General features: G+C 50.5%; 26 protein-coding genes. 10 read left to right on the top strand and 16 right to left on the bottom strand.

Annotation, left to right across the window (positions count from 1 at the left end; translation table 11 throughout):
• The first annotated feature begins 4 nt into the window (after positions 1–4).
• The 4 genes from potH (at position 5) to rlmC (ending at position 3,553) form a co-directional block, all read left to right on the top strand.
• On the top strand, positions 5–958 hold the full coding sequence (gene potH / locus AC0IXI_RS16570; RefSeq protein ID WP_413497913.1) for a putrescine ABC transporter permease PotH: 954 nt from the start codon (positions 5–7) through the stop codon (positions 956–958).
• A complete protein-coding gene (gene potI / locus AC0IXI_RS16565; protein ID WP_151992749.1) occupies positions 955–1,803 on the top strand; it encodes a putrescine ABC transporter permease PotI in 849 nt (282 codons plus the stop codon). The genes potH and potI overlap by 4 nt, the downstream gene beginning before the upstream one ends.
• 110 nt (positions 1,804–1,913) lie before the next feature.
• Positions 1,914–2,423 (top strand): YbjO family protein, encoded by a 510-nt coding sequence (locus AC0IXI_RS16560; RefSeq protein WP_471683240.1) that lies wholly within the window; start codon positions 1,914–1,916, stop codon positions 2,421–2,423.
• Positions 2,424–2,425: 2 nt separating this feature from the next.
• Positions 2,426–3,553: a 23S rRNA (uracil(747)-C(5))-methyltransferase RlmC gene (rlmC, locus tag AC0IXI_RS16555; protein WP_471682802.1), complete on the top strand. Its 1,128-nt coding sequence runs from the start codon at positions 2,426–2,428 to the stop codon at positions 3,551–3,553.
• 89 nt (positions 3,554–3,642) lie between these two features.
• Here rlmC and artJ read toward each other — a convergent pair whose 3' ends face one another.
• From artJ to AC0IXI_RS16525, 6 genes are all read right to left on the bottom strand, one after another.
• Complete coding sequence (gene artJ, locus AC0IXI_RS16550; protein ID WP_471682801.1) at positions 3,643–4,374, bottom strand: arginine ABC transporter substrate-binding protein ArtJ; 732 nt, start codon at positions 4,372–4,374, stop codon at positions 3,643–3,645.
• A 163-nt stretch (positions 4,375–4,537) separates the two neighbouring features.
• Positions 4,538–5,206 (bottom strand): arginine ABC transporter permease ArtM, encoded by a 669-nt coding sequence (gene artM / locus AC0IXI_RS16545; RefSeq protein ID WP_064517414.1) that lies wholly within the window; start codon positions 5,204–5,206, stop codon positions 4,538–4,540.
• Positions 5,206–5,922, bottom strand: coding sequence for an arginine ABC transporter permease ArtQ (artQ, locus tag AC0IXI_RS16540; RefSeq protein WP_424221606.1), 717 nt, complete (start codon positions 5,920–5,922; stop codon positions 5,206–5,208). Before artQ ends, artM begins: the two co-directional genes overlap by 1 nt.
• A gap of 5 nt (positions 5,923–5,927) precedes the next feature.
• A complete protein-coding gene (gene artI, locus AC0IXI_RS16535; RefSeq protein WP_064517421.1) occupies positions 5,928–6,659 on the bottom strand; it encodes an arginine ABC transporter substrate-binding protein ArtI in 732 nt (243 codons plus the stop codon).
• 19 nt (positions 6,660–6,678) lie between these two features.
• Positions 6,679–7,407: an arginine ABC transporter ATP-binding protein ArtP gene (gene artP, locus AC0IXI_RS16530; RefSeq protein WP_064517680.1), complete on the bottom strand. Its 729-nt coding sequence runs from the start codon at positions 7,405–7,407 to the stop codon at positions 6,679–6,681.
• Positions 7,408–7,625: 218 nt separating this feature from the next.
• Positions 7,626–8,153, bottom strand: a complete 528-nt coding sequence (locus AC0IXI_RS16525) for a lipoprotein (protein ID WP_064517424.1) — start codon at positions 8,151–8,153, stop codon at positions 7,626–7,628.
• 108 nt (positions 8,154–8,261) lie between these two features.
• Between AC0IXI_RS16525 and AC0IXI_RS16520 the strand changes: the two genes are divergently transcribed.
• Together AC0IXI_RS16520 and AC0IXI_RS16515 are read left to right on the top strand one after the other, a co-directional pair.
• Positions 8,262–8,585: a heavy metal-binding domain-containing protein gene (locus AC0IXI_RS16520; RefSeq protein WP_064517426.1), complete on the top strand. Its 324-nt coding sequence runs from the start codon at positions 8,262–8,264 to the stop codon at positions 8,583–8,585.
• The gene (locus tag AC0IXI_RS16515) at positions 8,582–9,427 is read left to right on the top strand and encodes an N-acetylmuramoyl-L-alanine amidase (RefSeq protein WP_471682800.1); all 846 of its coding nucleotides are present in this window, start codon (positions 8,582–8,584) and stop codon (positions 9,425–9,427) included. Before AC0IXI_RS16520 ends, AC0IXI_RS16515 begins: the two co-directional genes overlap by 4 nt.
• 30 nt (positions 9,428–9,457) lie before the next feature.
• Here AC0IXI_RS16515 and AC0IXI_RS16510 read toward each other — a convergent pair whose 3' ends face one another.
• The 8 genes from AC0IXI_RS16510 to aqpZ form a co-directional block, all read right to left on the bottom strand.
• Positions 9,458–10,465, bottom strand: coding sequence for an NAD-dependent epimerase/dehydratase family protein (locus AC0IXI_RS16510; RefSeq protein ID WP_064517682.1), 1,008 nt, complete (start codon positions 10,463–10,465; stop codon positions 9,458–9,460).
• Positions 10,466–10,557: 92 nt separating this feature from the next.
• On the bottom strand, positions 10,558–12,006 hold the full coding sequence (locus tag AC0IXI_RS16505; protein ID WP_471682799.1) for an SDR family oxidoreductase: 1,449 nt from the start codon (positions 12,004–12,006) through the stop codon (positions 10,558–10,560).
• A 16-nt stretch (positions 12,007–12,022) separates the two neighbouring features.
• Positions 12,023–13,024, bottom strand: coding sequence for a low-specificity L-threonine aldolase (gene ltaE, locus AC0IXI_RS16500; protein ID WP_424221604.1), 1,002 nt, complete (start codon positions 13,022–13,024; stop codon positions 12,023–12,025).
• Between the two features lie 37 nt (positions 13,025–13,061).
• Positions 13,062–14,783 (bottom strand): ubiquinone-dependent pyruvate dehydrogenase, encoded by a 1,722-nt coding sequence (gene poxB / locus AC0IXI_RS16495; protein WP_471682798.1) that lies wholly within the window; start codon positions 14,781–14,783, stop codon positions 13,062–13,064.
• A gap of 103 nt (positions 14,784–14,886) precedes the next feature.
• Positions 14,887–15,855 (bottom strand): NADH oxidoreductase, encoded by a 969-nt coding sequence (gene hcr, locus AC0IXI_RS16490; protein WP_471682797.1) that lies wholly within the window; start codon positions 15,853–15,855, stop codon positions 14,887–14,889.
• 9 nt (positions 15,856–15,864) lie between these two features.
• Complete coding sequence (hcp, locus tag AC0IXI_RS16485; protein WP_471682796.1) at positions 15,865–17,517, bottom strand: hydroxylamine reductase; 1,653 nt, start codon at positions 17,515–17,517, stop codon at positions 15,865–15,867.
• A gap of 143 nt (positions 17,518–17,660) precedes the next feature.
• The gene (locus tag AC0IXI_RS16480; protein ID WP_064517446.1) at positions 17,661–18,560 is read right to left on the bottom strand and encodes a LysO family transporter; all 900 of its coding nucleotides are present in this window, start codon (positions 18,558–18,560) and stop codon (positions 17,661–17,663) included.
• Positions 18,561–18,729: 169 nt separating this feature from the next.
• Complete coding sequence (gene aqpZ, locus AC0IXI_RS16475; RefSeq protein ID WP_034456414.1) at positions 18,730–19,425, bottom strand: aquaporin Z; 696 nt, start codon at positions 19,423–19,425, stop codon at positions 18,730–18,732.
• Positions 19,426–19,898: 473 nt separating this feature from the next.
• Between aqpZ and AC0IXI_RS16470 the strand changes: the two genes are divergently transcribed.
• A complete protein-coding gene (locus AC0IXI_RS16470) occupies positions 19,899–21,554 on the top strand; it encodes an ATP-dependent endonuclease (protein ID WP_471682795.1) in 1,656 nt (551 codons plus the stop codon).
• Positions 21,555–21,566: 12 nt separating this feature from the next.
• Here AC0IXI_RS16470 and AC0IXI_RS16465 read toward each other — a convergent pair whose 3' ends face one another.
• Positions 21,567–22,514, bottom strand: coding sequence for a VirK/YbjX family protein (locus tag AC0IXI_RS16465; RefSeq protein ID WP_471682794.1), 948 nt, complete (start codon positions 22,512–22,514; stop codon positions 21,567–21,569).
• A 141-nt stretch (positions 22,515–22,655) separates the two neighbouring features.
• Between AC0IXI_RS16465 and macA the strand changes: the two genes are divergently transcribed.
• Both macA and macB read left to right on the top strand, forming a co-directional pair.
• Positions 22,656–23,771, top strand: coding sequence for a macrolide transporter subunit MacA (gene macA, locus AC0IXI_RS16460; protein WP_134183586.1), 1,116 nt, complete (start codon positions 22,656–22,658; stop codon positions 23,769–23,771).
• A complete protein-coding gene (macB, locus tag AC0IXI_RS16455) occupies positions 23,768–25,714 on the top strand; it encodes a macrolide ABC transporter ATP-binding protein/permease MacB (protein WP_064557480.1) in 1,947 nt (648 codons plus the stop codon). Before macA ends, macB begins: the two co-directional genes overlap by 4 nt.
• 89 nt (positions 25,715–25,803) lie before the next feature.
• Here the strand turns inward: macB and cspD are convergent, their stop codons facing one another.
• A complete protein-coding gene (gene cspD / locus AC0IXI_RS16450) occupies positions 25,804–26,028 on the bottom strand; it encodes a cold shock-like protein CspD (RefSeq protein ID WP_034456407.1) in 225 nt (74 codons plus the stop codon).
• Between the two features lie 322 nt (positions 26,029–26,350).
• Here cspD and clpS point away from each other — a divergent pair, with 322 nt between their 5' ends.
• A complete protein-coding gene (gene clpS, locus AC0IXI_RS16445; RefSeq protein WP_034456405.1) occupies positions 26,351–26,671 on the top strand; it encodes an ATP-dependent Clp protease adapter ClpS in 321 nt (106 codons plus the stop codon).
• Positions 26,672–26,695: the final 24 nt, after the last annotated feature.

The following is a 26,695-nucleotide window of genomic DNA, read 5'->3' as shown; positions in this document are numbered from 1 at the left end:
CGAAATGAGCACGATCACGGAACGCCCGGCTGAGCCACCGGCAAGCAGTTTTAAATTGTGGCTGGGGAAAATGCAGATGCGCCATGGCCGCAAGCTGGTTATCGCTTTGCCTTATCTCTGGCTGATTTTGTTGTTTATGCTGCCATTCTTGATTGTCTTCAAGATTAGCTTTGGTGAAATAGCCCGTTCAATTCCACCCTATACCGACTTAATCACCTGGGCTGACGATCAGATAACCTTCGTACTTAATCTGGCGAACTATCTCCAGTTAACCGACGATCCGCTCTATGCCGAAGCCTATTTGCAGTCGCTGCAAATGGCAGGTGTTTCTACCATTTGTTGTTTGCTAATGGGCTATCCTTTGGCATGGGCGGTGGCCCACAGTAAGCCATCAACCCGCAATATTCTGTTGCTGCTGGTTATTTTACCTTCATGGACATCGTTCTTGATCCGCGTTTACGCATGGATGGGGATCCTGAAAAATAACGGTGTCCTGAACAATGTGTTGATGTGGTTAGGCGTTATCGATCAACCGTTGGTGATTCTGCATACCAATCTGGCGGTTTACATCGGTATCGTTTATGCCTACTTACCATTTATGGTATTGCCGATTTATACCGCGCTGACACGACTCGATTATTCATTAGTGGAAGCCTCCTTGGATCTGGGCGCACGTCCGTTGAAAACGTTCTTCAGCGTCATCGTACCTCTGACTAAAGGCGGCATTATTGCCGGTTCGATGCTGGTATTTATCCCGGCGGTAGGTGAGTTTGTTATCCCAGAACTGCTCGGAGGGCCAGATAGCATCATGATTGGTCGCGTATTGTGGCAGGAGTTCTTCAATAACCGCGACTGGCCGGTGGCGTCAGCGGTGGCGATCACCATGCTTATCTTGCTGATTGTGCCGATTATGTGGTTCCACAAATACCAGAATAAAACGGCGGGGGACCACGCATGAACAATTTACCGGTAGTGCGCTCACCCTGGCGCATTTTGATTTTGGTGATCGGCTTCACCTTCCTTTACGCGCCGATGCTGATGCTTGTGATCTACTCATTCAACAGCTCAAAACTGGTGACGGTATGGGCAGGATGGTCAACGCGTTGGTATGTTGAGTTGTTCCAGGACTCAGCAATGATGAGCGCCGTTGGGCTTAGTTTGACCATTGCGGCGGCTGCGGCCACGGCGGCGGTTATTCTCGGAACAATTGCGGCAGTGGTAATGGTGCGTTTTGGTAAATTCCGTGGCTCGACGGGGTTTGCTTTCATGCTCACGGCACCGTTGGTAATGCCTGATGTCATCACCGGTCTTTCATTGCTGCTGCTGTTTGTGGCATTGGGTCACGCTATTGGTTGGCCAAGCGATCGGGGCATGCTAACCATCTGGCTTGCGCATGTTACCTTCTGTACCGCGTATGTCTCGGTGGTGATAAGCTCGCGTTTAAGAGAGCTGGACCACTCTATCGAAGAAGCGGCGATGGATTTAGGGGCGACACCGCTGAAAGTTTTCTTTGTGATAACCGTTCCGATGATAGCTCCAGCGATTATCTCTGGTTGGTTGTTGGCATTCACTTTATCCCTTGATGACTTGGTTATTGCCAGTTTTGTTTCTGGGCCAGGGGCAACAACCTTACCGATGCTGGTATTCTCAAGCGTAAGAATGGGAGTGAATCCTGAAATTAACGCATTGGCGTCTATAATTTTGGGAGTCGTAGGGGTTATTGGTTTAATAGCCTGGTGGTTTATGGCTCGAGCAGAAAAGCAACGTCTGCGTGATATCCAGCGTGCAAGGCGTACAGCTTAGATAATTCGGGTTGCAGCCAGCACCCTTGCAACTTAAAATCTGCAGCGATAATTCCCATAGTGCCGCGTCAGACGCGGCACTATGTCGTATGGAACACGAGGTTTGCGGAAATTTTCAGGAAACGAAGTCAAACACAAGCTAAATTGAACGCTCCCACTTTAGTGCTGGTGGCGGCAATTGCTATTCTTTCAACGCGTGTGCTCGATCTTATGTTGCTTTTCAACATGCTCGGGGTTCATGGCGTTATTGATTTTGTTCACCGCAGTGTGCAAACGTGGAACTTGACGCTGATTTTTCTCGGCAGTCTGGTGATGCTGTGTATCGAATTACGTTGTGCGTTTGTCATTATGAAAGGGCGTAATTGGGGACGCTGGGTATTTCTTGCCACGCAAGTTATTGCAGTTGGATATCTGTGGTCGGCGTCGCTTGGTTGGGGGTACCCCGAGCTATTCAGTATCCCTGGTGAATCAAAGCGTGAAATATTCCGTTCGTTGATGACGCAAAAACTTCCCGACCTGTTAGTGCTATTTCTGCTGTTTATCCCCACGCGGAGCCGGCTTTTTTTAAACTTCAATAACCGCGTAGTGCTACAATCTGTGCCCCCGGTTTCCAGGACTTAATTATGCATTGCGCGCTCTATCAGGCAAATCGCTGCCGCTCTTGTCAGTGGATTGAACAGCCGATTTCCGAACAGCTCACCGCCAAAATGAACGAACTTCAGCACCTGCTGGAGGGTATTGTGGTGCATGACTGGCGTGAGCCGATGAGTGGCCCTGAACAGGCATTTCGCAATAAAGCCAAAATGGTGGTCAGCGGCAGCGTAGAAAAACCCTTGCTGGGGATGCTGCATCGCGATGGAACACCGGAAGATTTAACCGAGTGCCCGCTTTATCCTGCTTCATTCCAGACGGTGTTTGCCGTACTGAAGCCTTTTATCGCCCGTGCTGGCTTGACGCCTTATAACGTGTCGCGCAAACGTGGCGAGTTGAAATACCTGTTGCTGACTGAAAGCCAAATAGATGGTGGCATGATGCTGCGTTTTGTTCTGCGATCAGAAGCTAAGCTGGAACAACTGCGTGCAGCGATACCCTGGTTACAACAGCAGCTTCCGCAGCTCAAAGTGATTTCTGCCAATATCCAGCCAGTGCATATGGCGATTCTGGAAGGCGAGCAGGAGATCCCATTTACTGAGCAGCAGGCGCTGGAAGAACAATTCAACGGCGTGCCGCTGTTTATCCGTCCGCAAAGCTTCTTCCAGACCAACCCGGCCGTTGCTGCTTCATTGTATGCAACTGCACGTGACTGGGTGCGCGAATTGCCAGTCAAACATATGTGGGATTTGTTCTGTGGAGTAGGCGGGTTTGGCCTGCATTGCGCCACGCCGGATATGAAACTAACGGGTATTGAAATTGCGCCAGAAGCGATTGCTTGTGCGCGCCAGTCGGCGGAAAAACTCGGGTTAACGGATATTCATTTTCAGGCGCTGGATTCAACGAAATTTGCCACCGAGCAGCAAGATACTCCTGACCTGGTCTTAGTGAACCCGCCAAGGCGCGGTATCGGTCAGGCGCTGTGTTATTTCCTCAATAACATGGCCCCGAAATACATTATCTATTCAAGTTGTAATGCGCAGACCATGGCGCAAGATATCTCGTCACTGGCGGGTTATCGTGTAGAGCGCGTGCAGTTATTCGATATGTTCCCGCACACGGCGCATTACGAGGTTTTGACGTTGCTGGTGCGCGGGTAGTTTTCCCCTCACCCTAACCCTCTCCCCAGGGAGAGGGAACTGTCTGGTATCTCCCTCTCCTGTGGGAGAGGGCAGGGTGAGGGCAATAATTACTGCGGGAACCACTGATCGCTAATCTTCTGATAAGTCCCGTCAGCTTTAATCGCTGCCAGCGCGGTATTCAATTTGGTCAACAAAGCCTGGTTGTCAGGGCGTACAGCAATACCCAAACCTGTGCCAAAGTATTCTGCATCAGTAACATGCTCGCCAACTGTGCCTAATTGCGGGTTTGTTTTCAGCCACTCGTTTACCACTGCAGTGTCACCAAATACCCCATCAATACGGCCGTTTTTAAGGTCAATAATCGCATTCTGGTAGCTATCGTAAGAGACGGTTTTAATTTCCGGATGTTTGTCCTGGAGATATTTTTGGTGCGTGGTCCCATTTTCCATACCAATACGTTTGCCTTTAAGCTCTTCAAAGGATTTGAATGCACCTTTTTTGGCAATGGCGACGGCTGAATTAGCGTAGTACGGCGTGGTGAAAGAAACTTGTTTGCTACGCTCAGGCGTAATATCCATACCTGAAATTACCGCGTCATATTTACGGAATTTCAGCGACGGAATCAAACTGTCAAATGCATGGTTAGTGAAGGTGCATTCTGCCTGCATTTGTTTGCATAAAGCTTTAGCCAAATCGATATCGAAACCGACAATCTGATTGTTGGCATCAAGTGATTCAAATGGCGGATAAGTGGCCGAAGAACCAAAGTTGATTTTGTCTGCGGCAGCCACGTTGAATGCGGCTGTAGCGAACATTGCGGCCAAAATAAACTTCTTCATGTGTGTTGCTCCCGTCTGTCATGTTTTATTGTATTCGCCGTTTCTCGGCGTCAAAAAAGCATGCCACCAAGTGAATTTATATGCAATAAAAATGTATAATTATATTTATACGGGCGTAAAAAAGGCGGGGAAGTCCCCGCCTGATTCGACTGATTTTTACGTTTTAGTTACGGCGTTCAAATGCCAGCGCACGGCGTTCTATCACACGCATCAACAACGTTAATAGTCCGTTAACCACCAGATAAACCAAGCCCGCAGCCCCGAACACCATCACATCGTAAGTGCGACCATATAGCAGTTGCCCATGGCCCATCACTTCCATCAGCGTAATGGTGTACGCCAGTGAGGTACTTTTAAACACCAGAACCACTTCATTCGAATAAGAAGAAAGTGCGCGTTTAAATGCATAAGGAAGCAAAATGGCGAGCGTATCTTTCTTACTCATCCCTAATGCACCGCATGACTGCCACTGGCCTTCAGGAATGGCACGGATTGCTCCGTAAAACAGTTGAGTAGTGTATGCCGCACTGTTTAACGACAGCGCAATCAACGCACATAGCCATGGCTCAGAAAGCAGATGCCACAGAACAGGGTAGTTCTGAATGGACGGGAACTGACCCGGGCCGTAGTAAATCAGGAAGATTTGCACCAGCAAAGGCGTACCGGTAAAGAGAGTGATATAGGCACGCACAATGTAAACCAGTACCGGTGTTTTCAGCGTCAAAACGATGGTGAAAAGCAGCGATAAAACCAACGCGACCACAATAGATGCCGCGGTGAGTGTCAGACTGGTATGCAGGCCTTTAAACAGCTCCGGTAAATACTCGAGCATCAGCCGGGTCTCCGTTCAAAACGCGTCGCTCTCAGGTCAATACGTTTGAGAACATACTGGCTTATGAGGGTGATCACGAGGTAGATCGCGGCGGCAACCACATACCAGGTAAACGGCTCCTGAGTACGAGTGGCAATACTCTTGGTCTGTAGCATCAAATCGTTAACGCTTATCAGCGATACCAACGCGGTATCTTTGAGCAATACCAACCACTGATTACCTAAACCTGGCAGCGCATGGCGCCACATTTGCGGCATCACCAGGCGGAAGAAAATGGCCGCCTTCGACATGCCTAATGCCTGGCCAGACTCCCATTGCCCAACTGGCACGGCTTTAAGTGCGCCACGCAAAGTTTGTGAGGCGTAAGCCGAGTAGAGCAGGGAAAGGGCAATGACGCCGCACAGGAACGGGCTGACATCGAAATTCTCAATCTGCAATTGGATAGGAATTTGTGCAAAACCGAGGTTGAGGACAAAACCATCTGAGAGAATCAGCAATAACTGGGAGGAGCCGAAATAAATAAACAGCACCACCAGGATTTCAGGCAGACCGCGTAGCACCGTAACCAAAGCTGAACCCAGCCAAGCTATCGGACGCCATTTCGCAGACTCCCATACGGCAAAAATCATCGCCATAGCCAGGCCGATGATCAGCGCACAAACGGCAAGGCCGACGGTCATCCCGGCGGCGCTCGCTAAAGGAAACATTTCGTTCATTCAGATTACTTCTGGAACCATTTTTCGTAGATGGTCTGGTATGTACCATCTTTCTTCACTTTTTCCAGCGCGGTATTGAACTTCGCCTGCAAATCAGTGTTGCCCTGACGAACCGCGATGCCCAAACCGGTACCGAAGTAGCCTTTGTCTGTCACTTTGTCGCCAATAGCGGCCAGTTTAGGTTCTGCTTTCAGCCACTCAGTCACCACAGCTGTATCACCAAATACCGCATCGATACGACCATTCTGTAGGTCCAGCTTCGCGTTCTGGTAGCTATCGTAAGGAACTACGGTGATTTCTGGATGTTTATCCATGATGAATTTCTGGTGCGTAGTACCGTTCTGCACGCCAACTTTCTTGCCTTTAAGGGCAGCGATATCAGCCACTTTGCCTTTCTGACCGACAAACAGAGCTGAGTTATCGTAGTAAGGGTTGCTGAACAGAACTTGTTTTTCACGCTCAGGAGTGATGTCCATACCCGCCATGATTGCGTCGATACGACGGAATTTCAGGCTTGGGATCAGGCTATCAAAAGACTGGTTGGAGAATGTGCAAGTAGCATCAATCTCTTTACACAGCGCATTAGCCAAATCGACATCAAAACCAACGATCTTGTTGCTGGCATCCATAGATTCAAACGGAGGGTAAGAAGCTTCCGTTGCGAAACGAATAGTTTGTGCAGCCGTCGCGGAAAGGCTCAGGCTGGCTAATAATGTGGCAAGCAGAACTTTTTTCATGGTTATTTTCCCGGATACATCAGTGTGACAGATAGAATTTAAACGCTTCGGTCTGTGGTTTTGCGAAGCAACTCGCATCACCTTGTTCGACGATGTGGCCATTTTCCATATACACCACGCGACTTGCGGTTTTACGCGCAACTTCCACTTCGTGGGTAACGATGACCTGAGTGATGTTGGTTTCAGCCAACTCACGAATAATGCTGACGATTTGTGCGGTGATTTCCGGGTCCAGTGCTGCGGTCGGTTCATCAAACAGCAGAATCTGTGGTTCCATCATCAATGCTCGTGCAATCGCGACACGCTGCTGCTGACCACCAGAAAGGTGGAGCGGGAAACGGTCCTGATAAGGTTTCAGGCGTAAACGCTCAAGCAGTTTGTCGGCACGAAGGCGTGCTTCATCTTTGCTGATACCCAGGACACGACAAGGCGCTTCCATCAGGTTTTGCAACACAGTGAGATGAGGCCAAAGATTATATTGCTGGAACACCATGCCAACGTTGCGACGTAATTCGCGAATGGCTTTATCGCCAGGCGCTTTTGCAAAGTCAAAATGGTTGTCTGCAATGGTGAGTTGCCCAGAGCGCGGCATCTCAAGCAAATTGAGTACGCGCAGAAGCGAGCTTTTACCTGCGCCACTTGGACCAAGCAGCACCAGCGTTTCGCCCTGTGGGCAACTAAGGGTGATATCGAACAGCGCCTGATGAGCGCCATAAAAACAATTAATGCCGTTTAGTTGAATACTCATGCGCATAAGTTGAATAGCAATTGAAGCCGCAAAGGGTACCTTTAACAGAATAGTTATGCAATCTTTGTGCGTTAAAACCTAAAAATAACTACTCCCATGCATTAAAGGTAGCACAATATAGCGAGGCGGGAGGGAGGCAAGAATAAATGTCGGAGTTATGCAAAAATTCCAGACTATTTACAAGGGTTACCTTTCCCGCCTGATGGTGAATGTAAATATTAGTTTGTTTCTATCGCCTGACGCAGACTGCCTGAAGGCGCATGGCTGTTCTCGCCTAAGTAACGCACATCATCAACTGCCCAACATTGACCCTCACGAATCATCAGCACTTCGTCTTGCCAGCTTTGACTGCCTTTCGTGAGTTTTACACGCAGCGGAATATTACGTGCATCAGTATTAAGAATGGTTGATGCGGAGGCAACTTCGGCACTGTCTGCGCCATCGGCATTGCTGGTGAACATATTGCTTCGCATAAACTCATTCTGCGCGTTCGGTGAGGCGCTGGCTTTTTGCATTTGTTGTGCCAACGCGTCACTCATATAAGGACGTAAGCCGGTAATCGCGCTGCTGCCCTGGGTTTTATGGCTAATTTGGTAATCGTAAAACTGTTGCGCCACGCTATCCGGGCCACCATCAATACAAGGGCCGCTGCGGGTGCCAATATCTTTAAAAGCGGGAGTGACGCTGGTGGTACAGGCCGTGAGTAACATCGCGCACGGAAGAAGAACCAAAACTGAGCTGCGCATTTTTATTTCCTTATCTTCTCAGGAGGACTAACTTAGCATAGCGTATCGCTGTCAAAATGCGTGGCGGGTTTATGCGCTAAGATGTTGATACAAAGAGAGGAGAAGCTTATGCAATTTACAACAACCCCTACGCTTGAAGGGCAGAGCATCACGGAATATTGTGGCGTGGTGACTGGGGAAGCGATTCTGGGTGCCAATATTTTCCGTGATTTTTTTGCTGGCGTGCGCGATATCGTCGGTGGCCGTTCCGGTGCTTACGAAAAAGAGTTGCGCAAAGCGCGTGAGATAGCGTTTAGAGAATTGCAGGAGCAGGCAGAAAGCCTGGGAGCTAACGCCGTGGTGGGTATTGATATCGACTACGAAACAGTGGGCAAAGATGGCAGCATGTTGATGGTAAGCGTCACCGGCACTGCGGTGAAAACGAGTCGATGAAAGGTTGCCTAGCCGCATTTTTAATCGCGCTTTTGCTCGCGGGGTGTGCCAGCAAGCCTGAAGTTGCTGAAAAAACCGTTGTCGACAAAGGCGATTTTAAAGTCGACACCAGCCACACTGCACGGGCTGCCTATCCACGTGTGAAAGTGTTGGTTATTCACTATACGGCAGATGATTTTGCCGGTTCGTTATCCACTTTGACTGACCAAAATGTCAGTTCCCACTACTTGATCCCCGATACACCACCCACCTCCGGCGGCAAACCGGTTATCTGGCAACTGGTGCCTGAAAGTGAGTTAGCCTGGCATGCCGGGGTGAGTTTCTGGCGTGGCGCGACGCGGATTAATGACACGTCGATTGGTATTGAACTGGAGAATAAAGGTTTTACGCGCCAGGGCCGCGTAAAGCAGTTTTATCCGTTCAACCCGGCGCAGATCTCGGCGCTGGAGAGATTGGCGAAAGTGATTATCGCTCGTTATCAAATCCAACCGCAAAACGTGGTCGCACATGCGGATATTGCCCCGCAGCGTAAAGTTGATCCTGGCCCACTATTCCCGTGGCAAGAACTGGCGCAGCAGGGTGTAGGTGCCTGGCCAGATGCTAACAGAGTGGCCTTTTATCTGAATGGCCGTGGACCATACCAGCCTGTGGATAAGCGAGGTTTACTCGATTTGCTATCGCGTTATGGTTATCAGGTGACGCCTGAAATGTCGTCGGAACAACAAAAAAGAGTGATTCAGGCTTTCCAGATGCACTTCCGGCCAAAAGAATATTCGGGCCTGCCGGATGCGCAAACTGAATCCATTGCACAAGCGTTGCTCGAGAAATACGGCCAGGGTTAGTCCCTGGCAGCAACTCGAAGAATGGTGGATCTAGCGGTGCAGCGTACCGTGGTCACGTAACCAAAGCGCCGTACGACGAATACCTTCATCAAGGGTGACAATCGGTTTATAGCCGAGTTCGGTTTCAGCTCGACTCGTATCCAGCGTTAAATCAAAATTCAGCTTCGACACACCGTAGTGAGTCAGCACCGGTTCTTTTGCTGACTTGCTACCCAGACGCTCCATGCTGCGGGCAATGACATCCAGCATAGGGTAGGGCACAGAACGAATCCGGCACTTAATCTCTAACTCATCAATCAGTTTCTGCACGATAACGCGTAGCGGGCGAGCTTCCATATTCGTGATGTTGTACGCCCTGCCTGACGGTTGCGTTTCGCACTGCGTGGCAAGCCACATCGCATGCACCGCATTTTCGATATACGTCATATCAACCATCGCTTCGCCGCCGCGTGGCAACAGTACGCTGCCGTAGTGGCGCATCATCTGCACCAGGCGTGGGAAAAAGACTTTATCATGCGGGCCAAATAAGCTTTGCGGGCGCAGAATCGTGAAACGTGTATGGGGGTTTGACTGCGCTAACAGTTGAATCACTTCTTCGCTGGCGGCTTTGCTGCGCGCAAATTCGTTAGCAAAACGCACCGGACGAAACTCTTCGCTGATATTGCGATGGTGATGGTAATCAAAATAGAGCGACGGCGAGGAGATATGCACGAAGTTGCGCACGCCCCAGGCAACGGCCCATTCACCTAAACGGCGAGTGGCGCGGACATTGGCGAGATCGAATGCTTCCTGCGTTCCCCACGGAGAAGTAAAGCTTGAACAGTGCCAAAGCGTATCGACATCGGCCAGCATCAATTTGGCTTGCGAAGAAACCAGATCGGTTAGGTCTGCATGAACAAACTCTGCACCCATTTTTTCCAGCAGTTTGCCCATGGCCTCATTACGACCAGTTGCCCGGACGCTGATGCCTTTTGCGCGAAGAAATTCGACCGCGTTTCGGCCTAAACCGCTGGTGGCGCCCGTTACCAGTACCTTCATGTGAACCAACTCATGATAATTGAGATTTACGCTGCGCATTTTTCCGTGAAATGGCAGCGCTTGCAATGGGGAAAGCCAAAGATTAGGAGGAGTTAACGATGTTTCTCTGACAATTGTTCGGAAACCTGGCAAATCCGGCGGGCCATACCCCGAAAAATGAACAGATGAGCGGGGATCATTATCAACCAGTAGAACAAACCTGCGGTTCCATGGGGGTGCCACCAGGCACGAACATCCAGAGTTCGATACTTACCGTGGTCACGCAGCGTGAAGGAAAGCCGCCCAAGTCCTGGCGCTTTCATACCAAACAGCAATGTAAGCTCTTTTTGTGGCTCAACAATAATCACTTTCCAGCTATCTACATGGTCGCCTACTTCAAGCATTGGCCGCTCAGGGCGACCCTTTGCCAGCCTGTGGCCCACCAGCAGGTCCATATAGCCGCGCGTTTTCCACAGAGCGTTGCCGAAGAAATACCCCTCTTTTCCACCTATCTGATTAACTACTTGCCACAAATCTGCCAACTCAGAGCTTGTTTTTAGCGTGCAGCCCGCTTGCTTGGGGAAGTAACCGTAATCTGGTCGCCAACGCGCAAATGCCTGGGCGTCATAACCCCAGTCCTGCGAGTTAGCGAGTTTGTGTTCATCTTCAAGCGTTGCACGAACGGCATCATCAAAGGTAAGTAGCTTTTGCGGGATCAACGCGCGAAGTTCACGATCGTCGGCCAGAAGATCGTGTTTCAGCCCCTGGATCAGTGCCTTAGCGATCGTCGGCGGCACAGAGGTGATCATGTTGAGGAACCACACTGAGATCCAACTGGTGGGTAACGGAATAGGGATAAGTGGGCGATGTTTACCGCTAATTGCCATAAAGCGCTCGAACTGCTGCTGATAGCTCAGTACTTCCGGACCCGCGGCTTCGAAAACACGATTTTCCTGTGATGGATGATTGAGCAGTTCAGTTAAATAATGCAGCAAGTTTACGAGTGCGATTGGTGTGGTGCGTGAGCGTACCCAGCGTGGGGGCGTGAGTACCGGTAGGTTATAAACCATATCGCGCATGACTTCGAAGGCGGCAGAACCTGCGCCAACAATAATGCCAGCCCGAACTTCAGTTACCGGAACTCCTGCATCACGCAGAATATCGGCGGTGAGCTGGCGAGCACGAAGGTGTGCGGAATCACCGTCACCTTCGGCAGCCTGCAGTGAACTCAGAAAGATAAGCTGTTTTACCGGATGTTCTCGTAGTGCATCACGCAAATTGAGCGCAGTCTGGCGTTCATGGGCAACAAAATCAGCACCGTCGCCCATGCTATGTACCAGGTAGTAAAGGGTATCGATGTTTTCCAGAAGTGCGGGAAGCGTTCCTGGCCACTGTAAATCGACATGGCGACAAACGACCCCCGGCCAGGGTTGTTTCTCCAGCCACTCGACACGTCTTGCCGCAGCAGTAACATGATGCCCGGCAGCGGCAAGCTTTGGCACCAGATGTTGGCCTATGTAGCCGCTAGCACCGAGCACCAGAATGTTTTGTGGCTGTGTCATCGTCCGTGACCTCTGTTTAGCGTTGTAAAAAAGTCTGCCAGTGAGAAACCACTTCGGCCAACTGATCACGGTTCACATCAAGGTGAATCACCAGCCGAGTTACCGGGCCTGCACTCATCAAAACACCGCGTTCTTTCATGAATTTACCGAGGCTTTCTGCTTGTTCAACCGGCACGCGTACAAACACCATATTGGTATCCTGACGAGAGACATCAACACCGATTTCACGCAACTCGCCTGCCAGCCAATGGGCGTTGTCGTGATCCTCTTTCAGGCGCTGCACGTTATTCTCCAGCGCGTATAAACCCGCTGCCGCCAGAATTCCAGCCTGACGCATGCCGCCACCGACCATTTTACGCCAGCGCGTCGCACGCTTAATGTACTCATGGCTGCCGACTAACAGCGAACCAACCGGTGTTCCCAGACCTTTAGAGAGGCAAATCGTGAAGGTGTCGCAATAGCGCACCACTTCTTCAAGCGTGCAGCCATATTCCACCACGGCGTTAAAGATACGCGCACCGTCAACGTGCAAAGCCAGGTTGTGATTGCGGCTAAATTCCCAGGCCTGCTTCAAATACTCACGCGGCAAAACTTTGCCGTTATGGGTGTTTTCGAGGCTAAGCAATTTGGTGCGCGCAAAGTGGATATCGTCAGGTTTGATTTTCGCGGCCACTTTATCAAGCGGCAGCGAACCGTCCGGGTTGGCATCAATAGGCTGCGGCTGAATACTGCCTAAAACCGCAGCACCACCGGCTTCGTAGAGATAATTGTGCGCAAGTTGCCCAACAATATACTCTTCACCACGTTCGCAATGGCTTAGCAGCGCCACCAGGTTTGCCTGAGTGCCGGTTGGCAGAAAAAGTGCGGCTTCTTTGCCGCTAAGTTTGGCGACGTAATCTTGTAGTTCGTTGACCGTTGGGTCATCACCGTAGACGTCATCGCCAGTGGGTGCTGCCATCATGCGTTTGAGCATTTCTTCGCTCGGGCGGGTTACGGTGTCGCTGCGCAAGTCAATCACGGTGGATCCTTATTATTATTCAAAATTATCCTTACTTTTACCGGAACCAGTTCGTTTTCGCCAGTTCGATAACTTCATCCCCACGCCCGCTGATGATGGCGCGCAGCATATACAGACTGAACCCTTTGGCCTGTTCAAGTTTGATTTGCGGTGGAATCGCCAGCTCATCTTTCGCCACCACGACATCCACCAACACCGGGCCATCAATACTTAAAGCGCGTTGCAGGGCGTTGTCGAGATCGGCGGCTTTTTCCACCCGAATACCAGTGATTCCGCAGGCATTGGCGATATTGGCAAAGTTAGTATCGTGAAGTTCCGTGCCGTCTGTCAGGTAACCGCCAGCTTTCATTTCCATTGCCACAAAACCCAGCACGCTATTGTTAAACACCACAATTTTGATGGGCAGTTTCATCTGCACTACCGAGAGAAAATCCCCCATCAACATGCTGAAACCGCCATCGCCGCACATGGCGATAACTTGCCGGTCGGGTGCCGTCGCTTTTGCGCCCAGCGCTTGTGGCATGGCGTTCGCCATTGAACCGTGGGTAAACGAACCAATCAGGCGGCGTTTACCGTTCATTTTCAGATATCGCGCAGCCCACACGGTGGGTGTGCCGACATCGCAGGTGAAAATGGCATCTTCATCAGCGTACCGGCTGATTTGCTGCGCGACATATTGGGGATGGATGACATTGCCGTCACCGGGTTGAGCCAGTTCATCGAGGCTTTCACGCGCTTCGCGATAATTATCCAGCGCTTTATCAAGGAAACTGCGGTCGGTTTTTTCTTCCAGTAGCGGAATGAGTGCCGCAAGGGTGGCTTTAATATCGCCGACCAGCGCCATATCCACTTTACTGTGCGCGCCGATACTGCCGGGGTTGATATCAATCTGAATGATTTTTGCATCGGTCGGGTAGAAGGCGCGATAGGGGAATTGGGTACCGAGCAGGATCAGCGTGTCGGCGTTCATCATGGTATGGAAACCTGACGAAAAACCGATTAGCCCGGTCATGCCAACATCGTAAGGGTTATCGTATTCAACGTGTTCTTTGCCACGCAGCGCGTGAACAATCGGCGCTTTAAGCGTGGCCGCAAACTGCACCAGTTCTTCATGCGCACCCGCACAACCGCTGCCGCACATCAGCGCGATGTTGTCGTTATAACGCAGCAGCTGTGCCAGTTTTTTGAGTTCGTCATGTGGTGGCACAATAATCGGCTGCGGTGCCGGGTACCAGTGGGTACTGGCGGTTTCCGGGGCAGGTTTAAGCGCCACATCGCCGGGTAAAACCACGACCGAAACGCCACGGTTCAATACCGCTTTGCGCATCGCAATCGCCAGTACCTGTGGAATTTGTTCCGGGGATGACACTAGCTCGCAATAATGACTGCATTCGCGGAATAACTCTTCGGGGTGGGTTTCCTGGAAATAGCCACTACCAATTTCGCTTGATGGAATATGCGCCGCAATAGCCAGTACCGGAACGCGATTTCGATGGCAGTCGAACAGGCCATTGATTAAATGCAGATTACCGGGGCCACAGGAACCCGCACACACCGCCAGTTCACCTGATAGATGAGCTTCTGCGCCTGCGGCAAAAGCGGCGACTTCTTCATGGCGTGTCGGCATCCATTGAATAGTGCCCATGCGGTTCAGACTGTCGCTTAGTCCGTTGAGGGAGTCGCCCGTGACGCCCCAGATTCGTTTTACACCTGCACTTTCAAGTGTTTTTGCCAGGTAAGCTGCTACGGTCTGTTTCATTGGTTCTCCTTGTCACGATTCAGTTAACGTAAACAAGCTTAGTCAAGGAAACAGAAGAGGCTGGGCAGAAAGTGCCACTCAGAGTCTGAGTGGCATGAGTGGATCAAGCGAGAACTAAGTCCCCTTGCGGGTGGCAGCAACAAGCCAGCACATAACCGTTGGCAACTTCTGCGTCGGTCAATGTCATGGTGCTGCTGACGATGTAATCACCGGACTCAACTTTGGTTTTACAGCTGCCGCACACACCAGCACGACAAGCTGCATTCACTTGCACTTTATTGCTTTCCATTGCCGCCAGCAGCGAGCTGCCCACCGGCGCGTAGAACTCGCGCAGCGGTTTTAGCGTCGTGAACTTCAATCCACTTTCGACAGGTGCGGCGACCGGCGTAAAGAATTTCTCCGCATAAAACGCGCTCACGCCCAATGCCTGAACTTCTTTTTCCACCCATTCCATATACGGAGCAGGGCCGCAGGTCATGACGGTGCGCGAGGTAATATCCGGCACGCAAGCCAGAATTTCGCGAGTGATGCGCCCGGAAATGAAACCGTGCGTCGCGTTATTCTCGGCCACCAGTGTCACCGGGTAATCACGCCATTCATCGGCAAAAATCACATCTTCGGGCGTTCGAACGTTATAAATAACCTGCACGTCGGCTTGTGGACGGTGCTTTGCCAGCCAGCGGCGCATCGACATAATTGGCGTTACGCCACAACCAGCAGCCATCAACAGATAGTGGTCTGTCGGCAGGTTTTCGCAGGTAAATTCCCCTTGTCCTTCTGACAGCCACAGGTAGTCGCCAGGTTTTACATCCAGGGTCAGCCATTGCGAACCAACGCCATTTTCGATACGGCGGATAGTCAGCGTGACGAATGAGCTGAGTCCTGGCGTGGATGAAATGGTGTAAGCCCGTAGCGTTTCATCGCTATCACGAATACTCACCAGCGCATATTGCCCGGCCTTGTAAGGATAAAAGTCGTGATTGATCAGCGACAGCGTCCAGACATCCGACGTTTCCTGATGAATATGATGCACCTGCATGCGGTACGGGCACAGTGGCGTTGGCATTGTCATGACTTCTCCTTATGCGCCCATCAGCTGTTTAATATCGTCTTCAACGGTGGTAATGGCGCGCAGGCCAAACTTATCATTGAGCACAGCCAACAGATTTGGCGTCAGGAAGGCCGGTGTAGTAGGGCCGGCGACAATATTGGTCACACCGAGCGACAGCAGGGTCAGCAGGATAACAATCGCTTTTTGCTCAAACCAGGAAAGCACCAGGCTCAGCGGCAGGTCGTTCACGCCACAACCGAGTTTTTCAGCAAGCGTTACAGCAAGAATGATTGCTGAGTATGCATCGTTGCACTGACCGGCATCGATCAGGCGCGGCAGGCCTTCGATATCGCCGAAGTCCAGTTTATTAAAGCGGTATTTACCGCAGGCAAGCGTCAGGATCAGGCAGTCTTTTGGCACGCTGGTGGCGAAATCGGTGAAGTAGCTACGCTCGCCGCGTTCACCGTCGCAACCCCCTACCAGGAAGATGTGGCGCAGTTTTTCACGGCTGACCAGGTCAATCAGGGTATCGGCAGCGCCCAGTAAAGTCTGGCGACCAAAGCCCACGGTGATCAGATGTTCGATTTCGCTGTATGGGAAGCCCGCCATTTGCGTAGCCTGTGTGATGACTGATGTGAAATCATCGCCTCCGAGGTGGCTTACACCCGGCCAGCCGACAATGCTACGCGTCCAGATGCGATCAGTGTAGGAGCCGACTTCCGGATTGATGATGCAGTTTGAGGTCATCACGATTGGGCCAGGGAAGCGGGCGAATTCGCTTTGCTGGTTCTGCCAGCCGCTGCCGTAGTTGCCGACCAAATGTTTGAATTTACGCAGTTCCGGGTAACCATGGGCTGGCAGCATTTCGCCATGGGTATAGACGTTTACGCCGGTACCTTCAGTTTGTTCCAGCAGGTTGTACAGATCTTTCAGATCGTGGCCGGAAATCAAAACACATTTGCCTGCGACCGGGCGCACGTTAACTTGCGTAGGTGTTGGGTGACCGTATTTCTCGGTTTCCCCCCGGTCCAGAATGCTCATCACTTTGAAGTTCATCTGGCCGATTTCCATGGAGCACTCAAGCAGTGCGCCCATGTCCGCAGGCCAGGTGCCGAGCCACGCCATAATTTTGTGGTATTGCGCGTAGATGTCGTTGTCGTACTGGCCGAGAACGTGGGCGTGTTCCATATAGGCAGCAGCACCTTTCAGGCCGTACAGGCACAGCAAGCGCAGGCCGAGAATATCGTCACCAATTTCTGCTTTGTCGCGGTTTGGCGCGAACTCAGCCGCCTGGCGTTGCAGGTCGCCCAAATCGTTGCTGACAAGTTGCAGTTCAGCCATTGGATTGGTGACGGTAATGTTTGGGTTAATCGCGAGGGTGCTAGCTTTCAGGCTTTCGCGCGCGATTATGGCTTCGCGGGCATAGCCAACGATGCGTGGGGAATCGAAGTTGACGTTGGTCAGCGTTGAGAAAAAGGCACGCGGTGCAAAGTGATCAATTTCATGACTGATAATGCCAACTTCACGTGCGGCCACTGCCCATGCGGATAAACCCTGAAGTGTTGCGATCAACAAATCTTGTAGGTCTGATGTTTCAGCCGTTTTCCCGCACATGCCCTGAGCATAAGAGCAGCCGTTGCCCGCAGGGGTGCGGATTGTTTGTTCACATTGCACACAAAACATGATCGTACCTTTTAAAGTTATATTTGATATACATGTTTAAGGTTATGCTCAGTGCAACACAGGGAAAAGGTATTTCTTATACAACTTAAAAGGAGATTGATTTAGCGCAAATTTGGCGGCAGAAACCTACCGCCAATGAGGTATCAGGAGGCGAAAAATGCCATGAGAAGCGGGGTCAGTAAGCTGAGGATGAACCCGTGAACAATCGCCGCTGGAACAATTTCCAGCCCTCCGCTGCGCTGTAAAACAGGCAGGGTGAAGTCCATCGACGTTGCGCCAGACAACCCGAGGGCGGTTGAGCGGCTACGGCGTACCAGTCCGGGAATCAACATGATGGCAATTAGTTCTCGCGCCAGGTCATTAAAGAATGCTGCACTACCAATTACTGGCCCGTAGGATTCCGTCATCAAAATACCCGACAGTGAATACCAGCCGAATCCCGATGCCATCGCTAAACCAGTTTTAATCGGTAGGTCGAGAATAAAGGCGTTGATAACACCACCGGCAAGTGAGCTCAATGCCACGACTACAGCCACGATCATACCGCGCCGATTAAGCACAATCTGTTTTAACGTCATGCCGCTATTACGCAGTTGGATACCGACCAGCAGCAACAGGAATATAAGGGTGTATTCACTGGCGTCGGTCGCGTGATGCAGAATTGGCCAGCCAGTCAGGCCAAGCAGAAAACCAGCTATCACCACGAAGCATAGTTTTAGTGATTCCAGCGCCATCGCAATTCGTGAAGGGAGTTTTTCTTGCTCGTGATTGTGTCGCCATGGCATGGAACGCTCAAGCCAAAGCAGTGCAGCAGCATTGCAGAGCAATAACACCACAACAGTGACCGCAGCGTAATGAAGGATTGCCAGCAGGTTACTTGCCAGGTTATCGAGAAATGCGAGGCTGATGCCCATGAAAAATAAAATCACATACACAATCCAGCTCAATAGGCGATTAATGAGCTTTAACAGACTGGTTTGTTTCAGAGGAATCAGATAACCGATAATCAGCGGCACTAAGATAATTAACAATCCCGAAAACATGGTGCGGACAATCCTTGCGATAGAAGTAACGGCGTATGTCACACTACCCAAAGAAAGAGAATGAGTAAAGCTACGAAAAAAAGGATTTTTATGCAGGTTGAGAATTTGGAGTAGGGCAAGTAAATACAGCGCCACCAGCCAAATTGAAGCCGGTGACGCTTGAATCAAATTAGTTACGTTTTTCCAGCAATGTCCGGTAGATAACGCCACCCAGGATACCGCCAATGATTGGCATCACCCAGAACAGCCACAGTTGCTGTAATGCCCAACCGCCCTGGAAGATAGCAACGGCAGTACTACGTGCTGGGTTCACAGAGGTATTGGTGACTGGGATGCTAATCAGGTGAATCAAGGTTAACGCAAGGCCAATAGCAATAGGTGCAAAGCCCGCTGGTGCAAACTTATCAGTTGCGCCATGGATCACAATCAAGAAGCCGCAGGTCAAGACGATTTCAATAATGATTGCTGAAAGCATGGAATAATGGTCTGGCGAATGTTCACCATATCCATTAGAAGCAAAACCGCTTGCCGCTGCATCAAAGCCACTTTTGCCGCTGGCAACTAAATAAAGAATACCGGCTGCAACAATACCGCCAATCACTTGCGCCACAATATAACCAATAACATCTTTAGCTGGGAAACGACCGCCAGCCCACAAGCCCAGAGTGACTGCTGGGTTAAAGTGGCCGCCGGAAATATGACCTACGGCATAAGCCATAGTTAATACGGTTAAACCAAATGCTAATGCCACACCGACAAAACCAATCCCTAGCTCAGGATATGCCGCTGCCAACACTGCACTCCCACAACCACCGAATACCAACCAGAATGTGCCAAAGAATTCTGCCGCTAATTTCCTAAACATAACCACCTCTGCATTTCAAAAACAGTGAATCCCGGGTGATGTAAATAAAGGCATCTACCCGATTATTGTTTGTTACAACCGTTTAAGACGTAACGTAAATAATAAAAGAGCAGCAATGTTAATGATTTCACTTAGTTAGAGCCACACTATAAAATCCTAAAAAATTGATTTAGGGCAATGAGATGGCATTCCTTTCAAGAATAAACACGTTGGAAGTATAGAAGAGTTTTTAATAAAGTAAGAATTGTCTTGTATTAAACGCACTTTTTATCAGTTGGTGGAATTACAAGTGATAGCAATAAAATTATTTGTTTATTTTTGGAGCGAATAAAAATGGAAAAATTAATACTATCCTGCTACGCCACAAATAACTCGATGGGCTAACCTGTCGCCAGAGGGGGAAGGGTATATACTCGAGCTATGCAGGCTGTGGCGTGTAGCTAAAGGAAAGCATTAACCAATCTGGAGGGAATATGTTTCTCGAGCGTGTAGAAATTGTCGGATTCAGGGGTATTAACCGTCTATCGTTAATGCTTGAGCAAAATAACGTGTTGATTGGCGAAAACGCATGGGGTAAATCCAGCTTGCTGGATGCGCTCACTTTGTTGCTGTCACCGCACGAAAATCTCTATCACTTCGGTCGTGACGATTTCTATTTCCCTCCGGGCGATTTACAAGGCCGGGAACACCATTTACATATTGTGCTGACCTTTCGGGAAACAGCACCTGGTCATCATCTCGGACGGCGTTACCGCTCTCTGGCGCCTGTATGGGTGGAAGGGAATGATGGCTTCCATCGCATCATGTATCGTCTGGTCGGTGAGCTTGCTGAAGATGGCACAATTCTGACGCTACGCAGCTTCCTTGATAACAACGGCCACTCCGTTGAGCTTGATGATATTGATACGCTTGCCCGGCAAATTATCCGTCTTAACCCCGTGTTACGCTTGCGTGATGCGCGATTTATGCGCCGCCTGCGCAACGATAGCATCCCGGTAATGCCAGACACTGAGATGACGGCCCGTCAGCTTGATTTCCTCGCTCGTGAACTGGTGTCTCGCCCGCAAAATCTCACAGATGCACAGTTGCGCCAGGGGTTGTCGGCCATGGTGCAATTGCTTGAGCACTATTTTTCCGAGCAGGGTGCTGCCGCACATCAGCGCCTGTTACGACGTCGCTCGCATGATGAGCAACGAAGCTGGCGTTATCTGGATGTCATCAACCGCATGATAGACAAACCCAATAGTCGTGCTCATCGCATGATATTACTGGGAATGTTTTCAACACTTCTGCAAGCAAAAGGTACCGTAGCGCTGGATAAAGACGCGCGGCCCCTGTTGCTGGTGGAAGATCCCGAAACGCGACTGCACCCTATTATGTTGTCAGTGGCCTGGCATTTATTAAACCTGCTGCCGCTGCAAAAAATCACCACCACCAATTCTGGTGAATTGTTATCACTCACCCCGGTTGAGAATGTCTGTCGCCTGGTGCGTGAATCTTCGAAAGTTGCCGCCTGGCGGCTCGGTCCTGGCGGAATGAATGCTGAAGATAGCCGCCGCATTGCGTTTCACATCCGTTTTAATCGGGCCTCATCACTGTTTGCTCGCTGCTGGTTGTTAGTCGAAGGGGAAACAGAGGTGTGGGTAATGAACGAACTGGCGCGCCAGTGTGGGCACCATTTTGACGCCGAAGGGGTGAAGGTCATTGAGTTTGCACAGTCTGGCCTGCGCCCATTGATTAAATTTGCGAGGCGAATGGGTATTGAATGGCATGTGCTGGTTGATGGCGATGAAGCGGGCAAAAAATATGCGTCTGTGGTGCGCGGCATTCTTGAAAATGATCGTGATCAGGAACGCGACCATCTGACGACATTGCCTGCGATGGACATGGAGCATTTTATGTACCGCCAGGGGTTTGCTGATGTTTTTCACCGTGTGGCACAGCTTCCCGAAATCGTGCCGATGAATATGCGGCGCATTATTGTAAAAGCCATCCACCGTTCTTCTAAGCCTGATTTAGCTATTGAAGTGGCGATGGAGGCGGGCAGGCGTGGCGTTGATGCCGTGCCGTCGTTGTTGCGAAAAATGTTCTCACGCGTGTTATGGCTGGCACGTGGCCGGGCTGATTAGCCCGGCAGTTGCTTAAAACTGCTGCTCAATATGCGTTGTCATCTCATCTAACAAGTTGTAGCGGCGGCGATACTCCGCGCGTTTTTTGCTGGCGATATCCTCAAGGGGTTTGCGCGCCACGCTCAAAGGCATGCTAAAGAAACCTTCTGGCAATAACTCACCGCTCATTGATTGCCAGAAGCTGTCGTAATCAGCGTGGATTTTATCTTTCTTCTTTTTCGCATAACGCCATGAGCGATAGATATGCGAGCTGTTGCTCACCGCCAGGATTTTTTCCGCTCCCAAATGGCGTGCCAGTTGGCAGGCAGCTTCAAGAACCAGGCGTTTTGGGAACAATCCGTGACACGCTTTCGTGGCGACCTGGATATATTCATGGGGTATGTCGCTTTGGGCGCCCTGCAATCCGCCGATAAACAGTGTCTTTTGGCCCTGATGCTGGCACAAAGTGAAGGTTAATCCAGCAAGCGCAATCCCATCCTGACGGGTGAAAGTCAACGTCGCTTCACCTTCTTTGTCGAGATTGGCGATGGCGCAAAAATTCAGGTAGTAGAAGCATTCATCTTTACCCGTTATGGTTGCCAGGTGGGCACCTTTTTCTGAAAAGTGCTGCTGTAGTAGGGTTACAGGCAAGGCATTGGTTAGCTCGTTGTAGTGGAAAGACAATGCATTCGCCACAGCCTTGCGGTTAAAATTCGTTGTTAAATAAGGGCGATGGGTTCGGCAGGGTAAACCAGGCTGCACGTTAAGCAGTTTTTCAAGCCAGGGCTGATGAGATAAATCGCTCAGTAAACGTGCCGTAGCCCATGGATTTACCAGCGACCGCAGGACAAACTTGCGGCGGTAAGCCGGATTTTTCCACGCGCTACCAGGCGTCCACTGTCCCTTTGCCAGACAAAGAAATAGCTGCCATCCACTAAGTTGCGGTGTTGAAATAAGTTCGTCTACGGTAATTGGCGACATGATTGAAACCTGGTTGATAAAGAATGGTGTAATTTCACCACTCTTAAGTTCAATGAATGTTCAATCAGTAGCCATAGAGCCGTAGACTCGCGGTTTTTGTTGAGACTTTATTTAATTAGCCAGTCAGTTTGCAGGATACCTATGAGATTCAAGGGAAAAATAAAAAAACGTTATTGGCTTCTGGGCCTGTTGGTATTGCTGTTCGTCATTTGGCTCTGGAAATTTCTGAATGCGCCAGCGCCGGTTTATCAGACCATGATTGTGCGCAAAGGCGAGCTGCAACAAAGTGTGCTGGCAACGGGTAAACTCGATGCTTTGCGTAAAGTTGACGTGGGTGCTCAGGTCAGCGGGCAGCTCAAAACGTTGTCGGTAAATATCGGCGATAAAGTGAAGAAAGATCAGCTGTTGGGGGTTATCGATCCCGAACAAGCACAAAACCAAATCAAAGAAGTAGAAGCGACGTTAATGGAACTGCGTGCTCAGCGTCGCCAGGCACAGGCGCAGGCTAAACTCGCGCAAGTGACGTTAAGCCGCCAGCAGGCACTGGCCAAAACACAGGCAATATCACAACAGGATTTGGACACCGCCGCGACCGATCTGGAAGTCAGGCAGGCACAAATCGGCACTATTGATGCGCAAATTAAACGTAATCAGGCCTCATTAGATACGGCAAAAACCAACCTTGATTACACGCAAATAGTGGCGCCAATGGCGGGTGAAGTGACGGAAATCACCACTAAACAAGGCCAGACGGTGATTGCTGCTCAACAAGCGCCGAACATTCTGACACTTGCCGATCTCGGCACAATGCTGGTGAAAGCTCAGGTTTCTGAGGCTGACGTGATTCACCTGAAGCCCGGCCAAAAAGCGTGGTTTACCGTGCTTGGCGATCCGCTAACGCGCTATGAAGGGCTGTTAATTGATATTTTGCCGACGCCGGTTAAGGTCAACGACGCGATCTTTTATAACGCCCGTTTCGAAGTCCCGAACCCTAAAGGTGTGCTGCGTCTGGAAATGACGGCGCAGGTGCATATTCAGCTTGGTGGCGTGAAAGACGTGTTAACCATTCCACTTGCCGCACTAGGCGAGCCGGTTGGCGATAACCGCTATAAAGTTTCGGTTTTACGTAATGGCGAAACCCGTGACCGCGAAATTACCCTCGGTATGCGTAACGATACCCAGGCGCAGGTTGCCACTGGGCTAACCGAAGGTGAAGAAGTTGTGATCGGCAAAAGCACCGCCGGGAGTGCGCCATGACAGCACTGCTTGAGCTACGGGATATTCGCCGTAGCTATCCGTCGGGAGACGAACAAGTTGAAGTGCTTAAGGGCATCAATATCACTATTGAAGCCGGTGAGATGGTGGCGATTGTCGGGGCATCAGGCTCTGGCAAATCCACGCTGATGAACATTCTTGGTTGCCTCGATAAACCCAGCAGTGGCAGCTACACAGTGGCCGGGCAGGATGTCGCGCTGCTTGATAGCGACGCACTTGCCACATTACGCCGTGAGCACTTTGGTTTTATCTTCCAGCGCTACCATTTGCTCTCGCATCTGAATGCGACCCAAAACGTCGAAGTGCCAGCGGTGTATGCCGGTACGGCGCGGGTTTATCGCCAGCAACGCGCACGAGCGTTACTGATGCGTCTGGGGCTTGCTGAGCGCGTTGACTACTTACCTTCCCAGCTTTCAGGCGGACAACAGCAGCGCGTCAGTATCGCCCGTGCGCTGATGAATGGCGGGCAAGTTATTCTTGCTGATGAACCAACTGGTGCACTCGATAGCCATTCGGGTGAAGAAGTGATGGCGACGCTCAAGCAACTGCGTGAACAGGGGCATACGGTCATTATTGTGACCCATGACCCGACGATAGCCGCGCAAGCACAGCGTGTTATCGAAATTCGTGATGGGGAGATTATCAGCAATCCTCCTTCTGTGGTTCAACAGGCAGGCGCGCCGAAAGAGGTGAAACCTCAGCCTGTAAACTCGGCATTTCAGCAAACGCTAAGTAGTTTCCGTGAAGCATTTACCATGGCCTGGCTTGCGCTGGCGGCGAACAAAATGCGCACGCTGTTGACGATGCTTGGGATCATTATCGGCATCGCTTCGGTGGTGTCGATTGTGATTGTCGGGGATGCGGCAAAGCAGATGGTGTTGCAGGACATTCGTTCGATAGGCACCAATACGATTGATATCTATCCTGGTAAAGATTTTGGCGACGATGACCCGCAATATCAGCAGGCGCTGAAATATGACGATCTGGCAGCAATAAGCCAGCAACCGTGGGTCAGCTCAGCCACACCTGCGCTTTCAAGCAACTTACGTTTACGTTATGGCAATGTTGATGCTGCCGCCAGCGTGAACGGTGTCAGCAGCCAGTATTTTAACGTCTACGGCATGACCTTCAGTGAAGGTAACACCTTTAACGAAGAGCAGCTGGCAGGGCGCGCACAGGTGGTGGTGCTCGACAGCAACACCAAACGTCAGTTGTTCCCCGATAAAGCCAAAGTGGTGGGTGAAATCGTGCTGGTGGGGAATATGCCCGCGACGGTAATTGGTGTAGCGCAAGAGAAGCAGTCGATGTTTGGCAGCAGTAAAATTCTGCGTGTCTGGCTGCCGTATAACACCATGGCCGGGCGAGTGATGGGGCAAAGCTGGCTCAACTCTATCACGGTGCGCGTCAAGGAAGGCTACAACAGCCATGAAGCTGAGCAGCAGCTCAATCGTTTATTGCAGTTACGTCACGGTAAGAAGGATTTCTTTACCTACAATATGGACGGCCTATTGAAAACGGCGGAAAAGACCACACGTACTCTTCAGATGTTCCTGACTTTGGTGGCGGTCATTTCGTTGTTGGTAGGTGGTATTGGCGTGATGAACATCATGCTGGTGTCGGTAACCGAACGCACCAAAGAGATTGGTATTCGCATGGCGGTTGGCGCACGAGCCAGCGATGTATTGCAGCAGTTCCTGATTGAAGCGGTGCTGGTGTGTCTGGTGGGCGGCGCGTTGGGGATTTCGTTATCTCTGCTGATTGCCTTTACGCTGCAACTGGTGTTACCGGGCTGGGAAATTGGTTTCTCGCCGATGGCATTGTTAACCGCATTTGCCTGTTCGACTGCGACGGGAATTATTTTTGGCTGGCTGCCAGCGAGAAATGCCGCAAGATTGAACCCGATTGATGCGCTGGCGCGTGAATGATTTTAATCTGAGGTATTACGTTTGGTTATAAAAATGCCAGCGTACAAGCTGGCATTTTGATTTAGGCATGTACACAATGAAACAAAAGGTCAGGCGACCGCGGCTTCGAGCTCCAGAGGTACAATCAAGCTAGCGTGATTGCCTTTTGGCCCCTGATGTACATCAAACCTGACTGTTTGCCCGGCTTTAAGCGTTCTGTAACCATCCATCTGAATGGTGGAGTAATGAGCGAAGATATCTTCGCCGCCGCCTTCAGGGCAGATAAAACCGAACCCTTTGGCGTTATTGAACCATTTAACTGTACCCGTCTCCATGCTTCTACATCCTTCGAAAATCTTATAAGTGAGATGGAATGAACCGGTGGGTGAGGGCGGGCTGTTCAAAACCTCGCCAACTCACGCTTGTACAATGTAGATAATTTAACCATGTCGTCAAGCGTTGTACGGGGGGATCGATTGAAAATGAATCAAAAATTTGAAGCAGTTAACGCTATTGTGATTAATGTGACACAGCTCTCGATCACGATTTACTGTCCCTTTTGAACTCAATGAGTCACGTTAACTGAAAGCGTATTACACTCAACCTATGGGCTTCGCCTTAATGATAACGGGCGATTTAACATGATGACGATTTGCAATGGGTAAGACGAACGATTGGTTGGATTTTGACCAGCTAGTGGGTGATAAACTGCGCGAAGCGCTTAAACCACCCTCGATGTATAAAGTAATGTTAATGAACGATGACTACACGCCGATGGAATTTGTTATTGACGTGCTGCAAAAGTTCTTTTCTTATGATGTAGAACGTGCGACGCAATTGATGCTCACTGTGCACTATCAGGGTAAAGCTATCTGTGGCATTTTTACTGCAGAAGTAGCGGAAACCAAAGTCGCGTTAGTGAACCAGTATGCAAGGGAGCATGAGCATCCGCTGCTGTGTACGCTAGAAAAAGCCTGAAGAAGGCAAAATTTGGGGGAGGTG

Source organism: Buttiauxella sp. AC038, assembly GCF_979253565.1.
The sequence above is the reverse complement of the archived record's forward strand: the minus strand, read 5'-3'. Positions and strand labels throughout refer to the sequence as shown.